The organism is Streptomyces sp. NPDC127092, from assembly GCF_042722475.1.
In the GTDB taxonomy this organism is placed as follows: Bacteria; Actinomycetota; Actinomycetes; order Streptomycetales; family Streptomycetaceae; genus Streptomyces.
The window spans coordinates 61,424-75,714 of record NZ_JBHXFE010000013.1; the positions used below are offsets into that span (position 1 = coordinate 61,424).

General features: G+C 72.1%; 13 protein-coding genes. 6 read left to right on the top strand and 7 right to left on the bottom strand.

What is annotated here, in order from left to right; translation table 11 throughout:
- Positions 1-41: 41 nt before the first annotated feature.
- From ACFWJO_RS13455 to ACFWJO_RS13465, 3 genes are all read left to right on the top strand, one after another.
- Positions 42-1,553, top strand: a complete 1,512-nt coding sequence (locus ACFWJO_RS13455) for a glycoside hydrolase family 43 protein (RefSeq protein ID WP_386864849.1) — start codon at positions 42-44, stop codon at positions 1,551-1,553.
- Positions 1,554-1,600: 47 nt separating this feature from the next.
- On the top strand, positions 1,601-3,346 hold the full coding sequence (locus ACFWJO_RS13460; protein WP_386864850.1) for a cellulase family glycosylhydrolase: 1,746 nt from the start codon (positions 1,601-1,603) through the stop codon (positions 3,344-3,346).
- 120 nt (positions 3,347-3,466) lie between these two features.
- Positions 3,467-4,048, top strand: a complete 582-nt coding sequence (locus ACFWJO_RS13465) for a dihydrofolate reductase family protein (protein WP_386864851.1) — start codon at positions 3,467-3,469, stop codon at positions 4,046-4,048.
- Between the two features lie 26 nt (positions 4,049-4,074).
- On the opposite strand, the gene ACFWJO_RS13470 is transcribed toward ACFWJO_RS13465, so the two are convergent.
- Complete coding sequence (locus ACFWJO_RS13470) at positions 4,075-4,674, bottom strand: DUF2165 domain-containing protein (RefSeq protein ID WP_386864852.1); 600 nt, start codon at positions 4,672-4,674, stop codon at positions 4,075-4,077.
- 151 nt (positions 4,675-4,825) lie between these two features.
- On the opposite strand from ACFWJO_RS13470, the gene ACFWJO_RS13475 reads away from it, so the two are divergent.
- Positions 4,826-5,656, top strand: coding sequence for a glycoside hydrolase domain-containing protein (locus tag ACFWJO_RS13475; RefSeq protein ID WP_386864853.1), 831 nt, complete (start codon positions 4,826-4,828; stop codon positions 5,654-5,656).
- 88 nt (positions 5,657-5,744) lie between these two features.
- On the opposite strand, the gene ACFWJO_RS13480 is transcribed toward ACFWJO_RS13475, so the two are convergent.
- The 4 genes from ACFWJO_RS13480 to ACFWJO_RS13495 all read right to left on the bottom strand — a co-directional run bounded on the left by ACFWJO_RS13480 (position 5,745) and on the right by ACFWJO_RS13495 (position 9,945).
- Complete coding sequence (locus ACFWJO_RS13480; protein WP_386864938.1) at positions 5,745-7,205, bottom strand: SulP family inorganic anion transporter; 1,461 nt, start codon at positions 7,203-7,205, stop codon at positions 5,745-5,747.
- 17 nt (positions 7,206-7,222) lie between these two features.
- Positions 7,223-7,804: a carbonic anhydrase gene (locus ACFWJO_RS13485; protein WP_386864854.1), complete on the bottom strand. Its 582-nt coding sequence runs from the start codon at positions 7,802-7,804 to the stop codon at positions 7,223-7,225.
- Positions 7,805-7,888: 84 nt separating this feature from the next.
- On the bottom strand, positions 7,889-8,269 hold the full coding sequence (locus ACFWJO_RS13490; protein ID WP_386864855.1) for a hypothetical protein: 381 nt from the start codon (positions 8,267-8,269) through the stop codon (positions 7,889-7,891).
- Between the two features lie 266 nt (positions 8,270-8,535).
- The gene (locus tag ACFWJO_RS13495) at positions 8,536-9,945 is read right to left on the bottom strand and encodes an NAD(P)/FAD-dependent oxidoreductase (RefSeq protein ID WP_386864856.1); all 1,410 of its coding nucleotides are present in this window, start codon (positions 9,943-9,945) and stop codon (positions 8,536-8,538) included.
- Positions 9,946-10,199: 254 nt separating this feature from the next.
- Between ACFWJO_RS13495 and ACFWJO_RS13500 the strand changes: the two genes are divergently transcribed.
- Positions 10,200-10,742, top strand: a complete 543-nt coding sequence (locus tag ACFWJO_RS13500; protein WP_386864857.1) for an EF-hand domain-containing protein — start codon at positions 10,200-10,202, stop codon at positions 10,740-10,742.
- A gap of 17 nt (positions 10,743-10,759) precedes the next feature.
- On the opposite strand, the gene ACFWJO_RS13505 is transcribed toward ACFWJO_RS13500, so the two are convergent.
- Complete coding sequence (locus ACFWJO_RS13505) at positions 10,760-11,722, bottom strand: hypothetical protein (protein WP_386864858.1); 963 nt, start codon at positions 11,720-11,722, stop codon at positions 10,760-10,762.
- Positions 11,723-11,856: 134 nt separating this feature from the next.
- Here ACFWJO_RS13505 and ACFWJO_RS13510 point away from each other — a divergent pair, with 134 nt between their 5' ends.
- Complete coding sequence (locus ACFWJO_RS13510) at positions 11,857-12,879, top strand: ArsR/SmtB family transcription factor (RefSeq protein WP_386864859.1); 1,023 nt, start codon at positions 11,857-11,859, stop codon at positions 12,877-12,879.
- A 120-nt stretch (positions 12,880-12,999) separates the two neighbouring features.
- Here ACFWJO_RS13510 and ACFWJO_RS13515 read toward each other — a convergent pair whose 3' ends face one another.
- Entirely contained in the window at positions 13,000-14,169 is a 1,170-nt protein-coding gene (locus ACFWJO_RS13515; RefSeq protein ID WP_386864860.1) for an aldose epimerase family protein, read from the bottom strand.
- Between the last annotated feature and the right edge of the window lie 122 nt (positions 14,170-14,291).

Below are 14,291 nucleotides of genomic sequence, written 5' to 3' on the forward strand. Positions count from 1 at the left end.
ACTCCCCTCCCGAACCGAAGCACCGAAAGGAACCGACCCACGTGTCAGAGCAGCCCCGGCCCGGCGGCACCGTGCCCAACCCGGTGATCCCCGGATTCCACCCCGACCCCAGCGTCTGCCGTGTGGGCGACGACTACTACCTCGTGTGCTCCAGCTTCGAGTACTTCCCCGGCATCCCGGTCTTCCACAGCCGCGACCTGGTGCACTGGACCCAGATCGGCAACGCCCTGGACCGGCCCAGCCAGCTCCGGCTCCCGCTCGACAGCCCGTCCTCCGGCGGGATCTACGCCCCCACTCTCCGCCACCACGACGGCCGGTTCTGGCTGATCGTCACCAACGTCAGCGGCGACGGCAACCTGCTCTTCACCGCGACCGACCCGGCCGGCCCGTGGTCCGACCCGGTCCGGCTGGCCGGGATCCACGGCATCGACCCGGACCTCGCCTGGGACGAGGACGGCACCTGCTGGTGCACCGTCGCCGGTGTCTCCCAGGTCGGCATCGACCCGACCACCGGCGAGACCCTCGGAGAGCCGTACCGGATCTGGTCCGGCGCCCCCGGCGCCATCGCGCCCGAGGCCCCGCACCTGTACCGGATCGGCGAGTACTGGTACCTCATGATCGCCGAGGGCGGCACCGAGCGCGGGCACGCCGTCTCCATCGCCCGCGGCCCGTCGCCCTCCGGCCCGTTCGAGCCGTGCCCGGCCAACCCGGTGCTGACCCACCGCGGCATCGCCAGTCCCGTCCAGAACACCGGGCACGCCGACCTCGTCCAGGCGCCCGACGGCTCCTGGTGGATGGTGCTGCTCGCCGTCCGGCCACGCGGCGGCACCCCCGGCTGGCACGTGCTCGGCCGCGAGACCTTCCTCGCCCCGGTCGAATGGGTGGACGGCTGGCCGGTGGTCGGCGAGGTCACCACCGAACTGCCCACCCCGGCCTGGCCGCTGCATCCCGCGCCCGCCGTACCGGCCAGGGACGACTTCGACCGGACCGAGCTCCACCCGCAATGGATCTCGCCGCGCGAGCGCCCTGAGCACCTGTGCACCACGAAGGAACGATCCGGCTGGCTCACCCTGCGCGCCGCCGGCGCCTCGCTCGACGAGAACGACGCGGTCTTCGTCGGCCGGCGCCAGCAGCACCTCGCCTGCCGGGCCCGCACCCTGATCGACCCCGCCGAGGGCCGCGGCGGCCTGGCCGTCCGCCTGGACGAGGAACACCACTACGAGATCGAGGCGGCCCCCGGCGAGGTGAAGGTCTTCGCCCGGATCGGCTCGCTGCGCACCGAGGTCGCCGCCCGCCCGGTGCCCGCCGCAGCGGTGGTGCTCGGCGTCGACATCACTCCGGAACCCCCGCGCGGCCCGCGCACCGGGCCGGACGTCCTCACCTTCGGCATCGAGGAGCCCGACGGCAGCTTCACCGCGCTCGGCACCCTCGAAGGCCGCTACCTGTCCACCGAGGTGGCCGGCGGCTTCACCGGCCGGGTCATCGGCATGTACGCCGCAGCCGGCACCGTCCACTTCGACCGGTTCGACTACGAGCCGCTCCCGCTTCCCTGATCACCCGTCAGGGGTTTCCCCATCCGCTCACACGAAAGGGACGACCCGTGAACAACGCACCACAGACCGCACCTCCGCGCAGCCGCCGACTCCGCCGGACGGTCGGGTTCCTGGTGGCCCTGGTGACCACGGGCAGCCTCTGTGCCGGCACCGCCGTCGCCGCACCGGCCGACCAGGCCCGGACCCGGGACCGGGCGGTCACGGTCCCGCAGGACCCGATGGCCGCCGTGGCCGCGATGCAGCCCAGCTGGAACCTCGGCAACACCCTGGACGCCATCCCCGACGAGACCTCCTGGGGCAACCCGCTCACCACCAGGGCGACCTTCGACGGCCTCCGGGCCCAGGGCTTCCGCAGCGTCCGGATCCCCGTCACCTGGTTCCCCCACCAGTCCGCCACCGCCCCGTACACCATCGACCCGGCGTACATGTCGCGGGTCAAGCAGGTGGTCGACTGGGCGCTCGCCGCCGGCCTCTACGCCGAGATCAACGTCCACCACGACTCGTGGAAGTGGATCGCCGACATGTCCACCGACCACGACAACGTCATGGCCCGGTTCAACTCGACCTGGCGGCAGATCGCCACCGTCTTCAGGGACGAGCCGCGCGCGCTGCTCATGGAGAGCATCAACGAGCCGCAGTTCAACAACGCCACCGACGCCCAGAAGACCCAGTACCTGCGGGAGCTCAACACCTCGTTCCACTCCATCGTCCGGAGCAGCGGCGGGGGGAACAAGGACCGCCTGCTCGTCCTGCCCTCGGAGGAGACCAACAACGCCCAGCACTGGCTCGACGACCTGTCGACGACGATCACGTCGCTGAACGACCGCAACCTGGTGGCGACCGTCCACTACTACAGCTGGTACCCGTTCAGCGTGAACATCGCCAACGGCACGACCTACGACGCCACGGCACGCAACGACCTGACCGAAGGCTTCCGCCGGGTGCACGACACCCTCGTCGCCAGGGGCGTCCCCGTCTACCTCGGCGAGTTCGGCCTGCTCACCTCGCCCTACTCCGGCGTCGTCGAGCGCGGCGAGATGCTCAAGTACTTCGAGCACGTCAGCTACGAGGCCCGGGCCAACGGCATGACCACCGCGCTCTGGGACGCCGCCAACGACTTCCTGAACCGCAACACCATGCAGTGGCAGGTCCCCGAGATGGAGGCCCTGATCAAGTCGTCCTGGAGGACCCGCTCGGGCACCGCCTCCACCGACAACGTCTTCCTGCCGAGCTCCGGCCCCATCACGGCGCAGACCATCACCCTGAACCGCAACGGGCTCGGGTTCGCGGGGCTGTGGCAGGGCGACGTCCCGCTGATGCCGTTCCGCGACTACACCCTCGACGGCGATCGGCTGACGCTGACGGCGACCGCCCTCACCCGGTTGGCCGGCGACCGTGCCCTCGGGCTCAACGCGACCCTCCAGGTCCGGTACTCCGACGGGGTCCCCTGGAAGCTCTTCGTGCGCTCGTACGACAAGCCCGCGCTGTCCGACGCCACCGGAACGGCCGACGGACTCACCATCCCGACCCGGTTCAACGGTGACCTGATGGCCAACGTGGAGTCCACCTACGCCGACGGCACCGCCGCCGGCCCGGCCTTCTGGACCACGTTCCAGTCGTTCGACAACTACCGCGCCGACTACGGCGCCAACACCACCACCATCAAGGCCGACTTCCTCAAGTCGCTCAAGGACGACGCCCCGGTGACCCTCACCTTCCGCTTCTGGACCGGCGCCACCGTCACGTACCACGTGACCAAGTCCGGCAACACGGTGACCGGCTCCGCCTCCTGACCCGCACCACTCCCTGCCCCGGCCGCCGCTCCCGGCGACCGGGGCCTCACTCTGCCGAGGTTCCGAGGAACACGGTCACGACACGCTAATTTGGGGCGCCCCAGAGCAGAGGAGAGCCCCGTGGGCAAGGTGGTCATGTACGGCTCGGTGTCGGTGGACGGCTTCATCGCGGACGAGAACGACCAGCCCGGACCGCTGTTCGACTGGTTGTCCAGCGGTGACGTCCCGTTGGACGGGAGCGGGGCGCTGAAGGTGTCGCAAGTGTCCTACGACTACACCCGGCCGTACTGGGACGAGGTCGGAGTCACGATCGCCGGCCGGCGCGTCTTCGACCTGACGGACGGCTGGGACGGAACGCCGCCGAGCGGGGTCGACCACGTGGTCGTCGTGACGCACCGGCCGGAGCCCGAGGGCTGGGACCCCGAGGCGCCGTTTCACTTCGTCGACGGCGTCGTGGCGGCCGTGGCCAAGGCGCGGGAGCTCGCGGGTGACCGCTTGGTCGAGGTCTCCGCCGGCGACGTCGGTGGCCAGGTGCTCGCCGCGGGCCTCGTCGACGAGGTGCGCATGGACGTCGCACCCGTCGTGTTCGGGTCCGGCAGGCGCTACTTCGGGTCGGTCGACGCGCAGCACCTGTTGGAGGACCCTGACGTGGTGATCCGGGGCGACCGGGTGCTGCACCTGCGGTACCGGGTGCGCCGTTGACCGCTCCGAGCGGGGCGCAGGCCGCGTCAGGTCGTCCGTCCGGCGTCTGCCCGGCGGACTCCGGGCAGGTGGACCACGAGGAGCGTGAAGGCGGCCAGCGCGACGTTGCGGGCCGCGGCGTCCAGACCGTTCCAGTCGGAGGACTGCCACATGGCGAACCACTCGCCGCCGATCGCGAGGAAGCCCGCCCCGAAGAGCAGCAGCACCATCACCAGCCCCACCGTGCTGGCCGCGCGGGCCCGGTCGTACGCGTCGCGACGCAGCCCCGTGATCCAGAACCAGGTGGCGGCGAGGAGGACCGCCGCGGCCAGCGTCTCCCAGACGATGACGGCGACGTAGGCGGCGTTCTGCAGGGCGGGCGATTCGACCGCGCGCCACATCAGGTCAGGGTCCTTGAAGGTGGTGTCCATGCTCAGGACGTGCTGGACGAACTGCTGGTTGGTCCCGAAGTCCGTGATGTTCCCGAAGGCGACCAGGGTCATGTAGAGCGCGACGGTCGCCGTCAGCGCCGTCGCCGCGACGGGCAGCGTGCCCAGCCGGAGGAGCCGGTTCTGCCGGGTGGCCGGGGCCGTTCCCGGTGAAGTGGCGCCGGAGTCGGTGCCGGTCGGCCGGTGGGCCTGTGCCATGGACGTGTCCTCCCTCGTCGTGCCGCGGGCGCGTCGACCGCGGGCTCGTACCGTCCCTTCCCCGCTCCCCGCGCGTACCACCCCCGACAGGCCTCCGGATAGGGTGAGTGGGCTCCGCGGGAGGCGGGGCCGGATTTCGTATGGGGTGGGAATGGCGAAGCACCGGCTGTCCAGAAAGGGCCGCTACGCAGCCCTGGCGACGACGGGGATCGCGGTCGTGGTCGCTGCCGGGGTCGCCGCGCAGACGTCGATGGCGGCCTCGGCGTGGCCGGCCCAGAGGACGTACACCGGGCGGGCGTTCGACACCTGCAAGGCACCCTCGCTCGCGGCGATGAAGGCGTGGAAGAAGGACGGCCACTACGGCGGTGTCGCGGTCTACGTCGGCGGCAGGAACCGCGGCTGCGGCCAGCCCAACCTGACCAGGTCGTGGGTGAAGTCGGTCGACGGGCTCGGCTGGCGGGTCATCCCCCTCTACGTCGGCGCCCAGCCGCCCTGCCAGAAGAGCGGGAACAAGGAGAGGTTCACCGCGGCCACCGCGGCCTCGGTCGGCGCGAGCAACGCCGACGACGCGGTCGCCAAGGCTTCGGCGCTCGGCATGAAGGCCGGCAGCCCGATCTACCTCAACATGGAGCCGTACGACACGGCCGACAAGGCGTGCAACGAGGCGACCCTGACCTACGTACGGTCCTTCACCAGGACCCTGCGCGCCAAGACCTACCGCGCCGGCCTCTACGGCTTCAGCGGCTCCAGCGCCAAGGCGATCGCCACCGCCAAGGACCGCAAGGACCTGCCGGGCAACCTCTGGTACGCCCTGTGGAACGGCCAGGAGACCACGACCAGGGACTGGCCCTGGGATCCGAAGCTGTACACCGACCACAGCCGCGGCCACCAGTACAAGGCCAACAGCAAGGAGACCAGGGGCGGTTATACCCTCACCGTCGACAGGAACTCCTGGGACGCGCCGGTCGCCCTCATCGGCTGACCGGCTGAACAGACGACGATCCCGTCGCCCGTCCAGGGCCGTGGCAGGCCCCGGACGGGCAGCGGGCGGATCGACGGGCGCCGTCCGCTCAGGCGGCGATGGTGAGTTTCACCGGCTGGGTGCCGGTCGCACTGTGCCTCTCGGCCCAGCCCTCCAGCGCCGTACGGCAGGCGTGGTCCAGGTGGTGGAGTCCCGACAGGTCGACTTCGACCGGGCGGTCCTGCGGAAGGGACTCCAGGCTGTCGAGGATCTTCGGCAGGCGGAGGAAGGTGGCGTTGCCCGCCAGGTGCGCCTGGACGGGGCCGGCGCCCTTGTCCGTGACCTCCAGCTTCACGTGCGAGGCCTCCCACGCGGTCTTGGCGACCGCCAGGGCGAGACCGATCAGGACGCCCTCGAACATGTTCACGAGGACGATGGCCGCGGCCGTGACCACCAGGACCACCGCCTCTCCCTTGTGGCCCCGCCACAGCCCCGCGAGCTGACGGAACGGGATCAGCTTCCAGCCCGCGTGCACCAGGATGCCGGCGAGGGCCGGCAGCGGGATCAGGGCGAGCGCGAACGGCAGGACGGCGGCGAACAGCAGCAGCCATACGCCGTGCAGGACCCGCGACGCCTTGGTCCTGGCGCCTGCCTCGACGTTGGCGGAGCTGCGTACGATCACGGCGGTCATCGGCAGCGCGCCGAGGAGACCGCACACCGTGTTGCCCGTGCCCTGGGCGATCAGCTCCTTGTCGTACTCGGTGCGCGGCCCGTCGTGCAGCCGGTCCACGGCCGCCGCGCTGAACAGACTCTCCGCTGACGCGATCAGCGCGAAGGCGATGATCGTGCCCCAGACGGCCACGTCGGCGAGCTGGGCGAAGGCCTCGGAGCCGGGCGGCTGGACGACGCCCAGCAGGCCCTCCACCTCGACCGTGGCGACGGGCAGGCCGAGGCCGAGCGAGGCGGCCGTCGCCAGCACCACCGCGGCGAGGGCGCCCGGCACGGAGCGCACCCGCCTCGGCAGCTTCTTCCACAGCACGATGACGGCGATCGTGCCGGCACCGATCGCGAGCGAGGCCAGGGCCTCGGCACTCCCGAGCACGTCGGCGAAAGCCCGGGGGAGGCCCACGATCTTGTCGATGCCGGTCTTGGGGGCCTTGAGGCCGGCCGCCGCGTAGAGCTGGCCGGCGATGATCACCAGGCCGATGCCGCAGAGCATGCCCTCGACGACGGAGACGGATATCGCCCTGAACCAGCGGCCGATCCCGAGGAAGCCCATGGCGAGCTGCAGCAGACCGGCGGCCAGCACGATCACGCCGAGCGTGCCCACCCCGAACGCGCTGACCGCCTCGAAGACGATCACGGTCAGGCCCGCGGCGGGCCCGGACACCTGGAGGCTGCTGCCGGCCATGAAGCCGGTGACGAGGCCGCCGACGATGCCGGTGACGAGTCCGAGCTCGGCCGGGACGCCGGAGGCGACCGCCACGCCGACGCACAGCGGGACGGCGACGAGGAAGACGACGACGGACGCGAGGAAGTCCTGGCGCAGGTGGGGGAAGCGGCGGCGCATGCCGGCCGTCGCGCTCTTCACAGCGCCTCGAACGAGTCGGTGTCCGGGCGGTGTTCGCGCACGGCGCCGGTTCCCACCTCGTAGTACCAGCCGTGCAGCCGGAGCCGGCCCTCCGCCAGTCGCCTCTCGACACACGGGTACGAGCGCAGCCGCAGCAGCTGGGTCAGGACGTGGTTCTGCACGGCCTCGGCCACCGCCGGGTCGGTCGGATCGGAGCACCGGGGCTCGTCCGCCGCGTGTGCGAGCCAGTCCCGTACGGCCGGTACGGCGGTCAGGTCCTCGCCGCGTACCAGCGCGCCCACGGCGCCGCAGTGGGAGTGCCCGCAGACCACGACGTCGCTGACGCCGAGGACCTCCACGGCGTACTCGATGGTGGCCGCCTCGCCGCTGGGGGCGCCGGAGGCGTACGGGGGGACGATGTTGCCCGCCGTGCGCAGCTCGAAGAGCTCGCCGGGACGGGCGCCGGTGATCAGGGCCGGGACGACCCGGGAGTCGGAACAGGTGATGAACAGGACCTCCGGGGACTGGCCTGCGGCAAGGCCGGTGAACTCCTCTGGGCGCTGTCCGAAGGTGCGCGCGTTGTCGATGAGGGGTTGCATGGCGTGGTGATTCCTCCTGGCGCGCGATGGGTGCGCGTCGGGTGCATGAGGGAGAGGTGTGTGGGGGGACTGCTCTGCCACGGGTCAGCAGCGGAACACCTGAAGGGCGGCGCGGGACGGGGCTCTGGAGCCTCTCGACGCGGGCTCGTGCGGGGTGCCGGTCACGGATTCGCCGCGTCCGGCCGCTGGTTCGCGATCCAGGGCGGCCGTCGGCCGGTCGGCCCGGCCGGAGGCTCGCGGGGTGACCGCGCGATGGTGGTCACGGGCCTGGGGTGACCCGGTCGGGTCGCCCCAGGACGGGTGGACCGGCGGTACCGAAGCCGCGCAGTGCGGCTCCGCACCGGACGGGGTGATCTCGGCCTGGCCACCGAGGGCGGCGTGGCGGTTGGTGTACGCGTGTGCGAAGGGTCCGGTGGTGGCGAGAACCGCCGACGCGAGCAGCACGACGGCGAGGAGCGTCAGCACGCACCGGGTCGTCGCAGCTCGTAACATGCGGCTTCCGCTTCCCTTTCGGTGGATTCAGACGCATAGTCCGAACCAACACTTCCCCAAGAGGAGGTCAAGAAGCATGTTAATCCAGCAAAGTCGCATGTGGGGTGAACGCGAGATGTCAGCCCGCGGAGAGCCCTGAAAGCGAGGAGAATTGGCCGGATCGAGTTGATCGCGAAAGCGATGCCGACGAGGCGTCGACGAGGCGCGGGTCGTGGTCCGAGCGGGTGCGGGAGGGTGCGTCAGCCGTCGGCCCGGCTCAGGCCCAGGTGGGGTTCCAGCGTCAGCCGGAGGCCGGCGACCGCGTGTTCCGGTTTCGTGGGCCACGGTGTCATCGCGCTCGCCCCGTGGCCTCCGAGCCCCACCCGCTCGTGGCCCGCGAGGGGTTCCTTCAGCGCGCCGAACAGGTGGGCCACCGTGTCGCCCCGGGTGTCGTGGAGGTCTTCCATCCCGGTGACGATGTGGAGGAAGGACTCGTGCAGTCGCAGCGGCCGCTGGTCGCGGTGGCTGAGCCGCTGGGCGCGGCGGAAGTGGTCGTCGCGGCCCTGGTGGATGTCGTAGAAGGCGCCGACGAGGACGAGCAGGCGTTCGTAGGCGTGCCGGTAGGCGCCCTGGTAGAAGGACGCCGCCTCGGACTCGCCGACGTCCTGGCGGAGGGACGCGGCGATGGACGCGGCGGCGAGCATGCCGCTGTGCATGGCGAGGTGGACGCCGGTGGACAACAGCGGGTCGAGGAAGCAGGCCGCGTCTCCGGCGGCGAACCAGCCGGGTCCGCAGAACGTGTCGGCCACGTACGAGTAGTCGCTCTCCACCCGCAGGTCGGTGACCAGGTCGGCTTCCGCGAGGAGGCCTGCCAGGGCCGGGGCGAGGGCCAGGCGGTCGGCGTAGAACGCGTCCGTGCCACCGAGCAGCCGACGGCCCTCGGTGAAGGAGTGCTTGTCGGTGACGAGGCCGACGCTGACGGTTCCGTCGTGCAGGGGGATGGCCCAGAACCACCCGTGGTCGGGCAGGGAGTAGAGGCGGATGGCGCCCTCGGGCGCGTCCGGCGCGGGCTTCGCGCCCCGCCAGTACCCCCACGTGGCCACGTTGCGGAACGCGTCGTGGAACCGGCGGGTCCGTAACTGCCGGGCGGTGAGCAGCCCGGCGCGGCCGGAGGCTTCCACCACGTACCGGAACGAGGTCACCCCCTGGTGGCCGGCCGCCGATATCCACTCCCCCGCCGTCGCCCGCCCCTCGTCGTCGAACTCGACCGCCCGCACGGCGGTTTCCTCGTGGACCCGGACGCCCTGGTCACGGGCGTGGTCGAGCAGCGTCTTGTCGAACTCCCCGCGGACGACCTGAAAGCTGTACGGGGCGCCCGGCCCCAGTCCGTCGAACCGCAGGGCCCACTCCTGGCCGCCCCAGTCGTAGAAGGCGCCCGTCTTCCGGACGAAACCGCGCCGCTCGACGGCTTCCCGCGCGCCCAGCAGGTCCAACAGGGGCAGCAGGGACGGCAGGAGGGACTCGCCGATGTGGTAGCGGGGGAAGCGGGCCTTCTCCAGCAGGGTGACGCCGAACCCCTGGCGGGCCAGCAGCGCGGCCGCCGTCGCCCCGGCCGGCCCCCCGCCGACCACCAGGACGTCCGTCTCCTCGTGCGGGTCTCCGTCGTGCATGGCGGCCTCCTGTCCTCGGGGAGTGCATGGCTCCGCCAGTGAACAGCGCGACGGTGCGTACCGGTAGACCGCCTCCGGAGAACCGGCCCCGCGGTGACCGGCGGTGTGCGTGTCAGCCCCGCGGTGACCGGCCGTGCGGTGAATCGGCGCCGCCACGCAGGTGACTCGGCCGTGGTGCTCCCGGCTCGGCGCTGCCCGGTCCGATAGACCACCGGTGCATCGCCGTACACCCTCTCTTCCGAAGGAGCAGACCCATGACCGCAGACCTGCTGAGCCGCAAGTTCGGGCACCGCTTCGACCTCCTCGACACCGACCGGGACGGCTACATCTCCGAAGAGGACTTCACCGCCCTCGCCGAGCGGCTCATCGCCCGAACCGGCGAACCCTCCGACTCGCGCAAGGTCCGTGCCCTCCGCGACTCCAAGGCCCACTACTGGATCTCCCTCAGCCGGCTCGTCTCCACCGACGGCACCGGACGGATCTCCCGGGCCGACTTCGTCACCGGCCTGGCCCAGTCACCCGACCCGAAGCGGATCTCCGCGATGGTCCGCCCCTCCGTGGAGGCCGACCTCGCCCTCGCCGACACGAACGACGACGGGGTCGTCGACGTCGCCGAGTTCACCAGGCTCTACCACGCTCTCGGCGTACCGGAGTCGCAGGCGGAGGAGATCTTCCGGACCCTCGACCGGGACGGCGACGGCGAGCTCACCCTCGACGAATGGCTCGCGGCCGCGATGGAGTTCTTCACCTCCTCCGACCCCCAGGCCCCCGGGAACAGGATCCTCGGCCACGTCTGAGCCGGGGCCGAGCCGGGTCACCGGGCGTCGTCGCAGGTGGGGTCGGGGATCGCGGTCACGGTGTACGGCGGCCGGCCCGGGGGCTCGTCGAGCTGGCTGTTGACCACGTAGAGGCGGCAGCCGTGCTTCGCCAGCGTGGTGGGCAGGTCGAAGGGTTCGTCCGTGAGGCGGTGGGTGACCGTGCCCGCGCGGAGTTCCCGGTCGAGCCGGGCGATGTAGACGCCGTGCGGGGCACCGTAGTTGAGCACGGCGTACAGCGTGCGGCCGCGCAGCACCATGCCGTCGGCACCGAAGGACTGGTCACCGAGGTCGAGCCGGCTGACCTCACGGTCCGCGGTGCCGATCCGCCAGACGGCCTCCGTGCCGTTCGACGCCACGAGGAGGGTGGAGCCCGTCGCGTCGGCCACGATGCCGTTCAACAGCCAGTACCGGGCGGGGAACTGGGGGAACGCGGCGCGGATGTCGAGCCAGGGTTCGAGCGGGCCCACGGTCGAGCCGTGGATCTCCGCCCGGTGGATGACGGGGTTGGCCCAGTCGGTGACGTACACCGCGTCGTCGGTCACGGCCAGGTCGTTGAGGTGCGGCGCGCCGAGCGGCCCGTCCTCCGCGGTGCGGCGGGCGAGCAGCCGGCCGTGGCGGTCGTGGACGGTGAGGGTCGCGCCCCCGACGGACAGGACGCGGCCGCGCCGGTCGGTGTGCACGCCCAGGGTGCTGGGGCGGTCTTCCAGCCCGCGCGCCGGGAACGGTGCGAGGTCCGGGGCGCCGATCCGGCCGCGGTACAAGGTGCCGAGGCCGTCGGAGGAGACGTACAGGGTGCCGTCCGGGGTGACCGTGATCCCTTCGGGCAGCACGCCCGCCTCGCGGGAGACGACGTAGCGGTCGGGCAGGTCCCGCGCGGCGGCGGGGACGGGTGTGCCGGCGAGGGGCGTGAGCAGCAAGGTGGCCGCGAGGCAGGCGGTTCGGACGGGAATGCGGCGCATCGGCGCGACCTCCGTGGGGATGCGGGGATTTCGTGGAAGGCGAAGGGACGAGAGGAGCGTGCGGCGTCCGCGCGCTCGGCGCACTGCCTTTCGCCCCTCGTCGAAAGGGTCCGGCGGGCGGATAATCGCTCGTCATGATCCGCCTTCACTTCACCGCCGACGATCTCCGCCGGATCACGCTCGCTCCGGCGCCCAACGCACTGGCGGAGACGGCCCTCGGCGTGGGGCTGAGCCTGCGTCAGAGCCGGCGGGCAGGCGGGGGCCGGGGCGTCGGGCAGACGCGACGTGTGCGGTCCGCCGCCCTGGAGTGGCACCGGTCCGTACGCGGAGGTCCTGGTGTCCGGGCCGGTGCGCTCGCGGAGCTGGTCGCGGAGGACGGCTTCGTACCGGACTTCCTGCTGCAGCCCGGGATCCACGACCTCGCCGGCGGTCTGGAGGCGGTCGCGGCGACACCGGCGGAGCGGCTGGCGCTCGATCTGGGCATCCCGGAGGCTGCGGGGTGGAACGGTGGTCTGGCCCGGCCGGGCCGGTGGGCGCGTGAGCTGGGCGAGGGTTCCCCGGCCGCGACCCGGGCCCTGGTCGACGACACCCGGGACTTCTTCGCCAGGCATGTGGAGCCGCTCTGGCCGCGGATCCGCCAGGACGCCCTCGCCGATCGCGCGCTGCGGTCGGAGATGCTGCTCCGCGGTGGCGTCGACGCCCTGCTGACGACGCTCGGCACGACCTGGCGGTGGCAGCACCCGACGCTCCACCTGCCCTCGGCGTCGGCGTACGACATCCCGCTGTGCGGGCGGGGGCTGCTGCTGGTCCCGTCTTGGTTCGCGACCGGCCCGTTGGTGATGTACCGCCCGGAAGCGGCGACCGTCCTCGTCTATCCGCTGTACGAGGCGCCCGGCGGGAGCGCCGCCGCCGACGGGCGGCCGGAGGCGCTCGCGGCGCTGCTGGGCCGCACCCGGGCCCAGGTGCTGGCCCTCCTGCGCACGCCCGCCACCACGACGGCGCTCGCCGAGCGCGCCTCCGTCTCCCTCGCGGCGGCCAGCCACCACGCGGGGGTCCTGCGGACCGCCGGGCTGATCGACACCGTGCGCACGGGGACGGCGGTCCTGCACAGCCTCACCCCGCTCGGACACTCCCTGCTGGCGGGAACCGCTGCGTGACGCCCCACCGCGCTCGGGCATCCGCCCTGGTGCCGGCCCGCCGCGAGCGGGCTTTCCCGCCGACAGCGCCGGCGCCGGCGGCATTAAGCCGGCGCCGGGACCGCACTCCTGGCTGCCGGATCAGCGGGCGGTGAAGGAGTGGACCGTCGTCGAGCGGTAGGTCCGGCCCGGGCGGAGCACCGTCGACGGGAAGGACGGCTGGTTGGGCGAGTCGGGGAAGTGCTGGGTCTCCAGGCAGAAGCCGTCGCCCTGGCGGTAGACCTTCCCCGAGGTGCCGGTCAGCGTGGCGTCGAGGAAGTTGCCGCTGTAGAACTGGACGCCCGGCTCGGTCGTCGCGATCTCCATCACGCGCCCCGAGACCGGCTCCGACACGGTCACGACGTGCTGCGGGGCGTCGGTGAGTCCCTTGTCGAGGACGAAGTTGTGGTCGTAGCCGCGGCCGAAGACGACCTGCGGGTGCGCGTCACGGATGTCGCGGCCGATGGGCTTGCCGGTGCGGAAGTCGAAGGGCGTGTGCGCGACCGCGGCGAGTTCACCGGTGGGTATGAGGGTGGCGTCGACGGGCGTGTAGCGGGAAGCGGCGATCCTCAGGGTGTGGTCGAGGATGCTGCCGCTGCCTTCGCCGGCGAGGTTGAAGTAGGTGTGGTTGGTGAGGTTCACGACGGTGGCCTTGTCCGTCGTGGCCTCGTACTGGATGCGGAAGTCGCCGCGCGGGGTGAGGACGTAGTCGACGCGGACGCGCAGGGTGCCGGGGTAGCCCATCTCTCCGTCCGCGCTGACGTAGCGCAGGGTGAGGCCGGTGTCCCGCCCGCGCGCGTACGGTTCGACGTCCCACACCCGCTTGTCGAAGCCCTTGTCCCCGCCGTGCAGGCTGTTGGGGTCGTCGTTGACGGGGAGCCGGTACGTCCTGCCGTCGAGGGTGAAGGTGCCGCCCGCTATGCGGTTGCCGTAGCGGCCGATGACGGCGCCGAAGTACGGGCTGCCCGCCACGTAGTCGTCGAGGTTGTCGAAGCCGAGCGACACGTTCGCGTACCGGCCGCGTCTGTCGGGGATCTCGAGGCTCTGGACGATGCCGCCGTACGAGAGCACGCGCAGCCGGGTGCCTCCCGCGGCCACCGTCCAGCGGTGGACGCGCGTGCCGTCGGGCAGGGTCCCGAAGAGTTCCTTCGCCGGTGTTCCGCCCGGCCGTTCCGCGCCTCCCGGGGCGGCGGACGCCGGGGTCGTGCCCAGCGCGGCTGCTGCCATTCCGGCGGCACCCGCCGCCATCACCGTGCGCCTGTTGATGGTCATGTCGTTGCGGCTCCTCAAGAGGAAGGTTCGATATGTCGGACGCCGTTCGGCGTCTCGGGCGTGGGGGGGGGGGGGGGTGGTCCCGCGGCGGACCAGCCCCCCCCCCCACCCGCCCAAACCCC

Excerpts from the sequence above, each read along its gene's own strand:
- ACFWJO_RS13470 (WP_386864852.1), bottom strand. The coding sequence starts at position 4,674 with ATGGCACAGGCCCACCGGCCGACCGGCACCGACTCCGGCGCCACTTCA.
- ACFWJO_RS13475 (WP_386864853.1), top strand. The coding sequence starts at position 4,826 with ATGGCGAAGCACCGGCTGTCCAGAAAGGGCCGCTACGCAGCCCTGGCG.
- ACFWJO_RS13480 (WP_386864938.1), bottom strand. The coding sequence starts at position 7,205 with ATGCGCCGCCGCTTCCCCCACCTGCGCCAGGACTTCCTCGCGTCCGTC.
- ACFWJO_RS13485 (WP_386864854.1), bottom strand. The coding sequence starts at position 7,804 with ATGCAACCCCTCATCGACAACGCGCGCACCTTCGGACAGCGCCCAGAG.
- ACFWJO_RS13495 (WP_386864856.1), bottom strand. The coding sequence starts at position 9,945 with ATGCACGACGGAGACCCGCACGAGGAGACGGACGTCCTGGTGGTCGGC.
- ACFWJO_RS13500 (WP_386864857.1), top strand. The coding sequence starts at position 10,200 with ATGACCGCAGACCTGCTGAGCCGCAAGTTCGGGCACCGCTTCGACCTC.
- ACFWJO_RS13505 (WP_386864858.1), bottom strand. The coding sequence starts at position 11,722 with ATGCGCCGCATTCCCGTCCGAACCGCCTGCCTCGCGGCCACCTTGCTG.
- ACFWJO_RS13510 (WP_386864859.1), top strand. The coding sequence starts at position 11,857 with ATGATCCGCCTTCACTTCACCGCCGACGATCTCCGCCGGATCACGCTC.
- ACFWJO_RS13515 (WP_386864860.1), bottom strand. The coding sequence starts at position 14,169 with ATGACCATCAACAGGCGCACGGTGATGGCGGCGGGTGCCGCCGGAATG.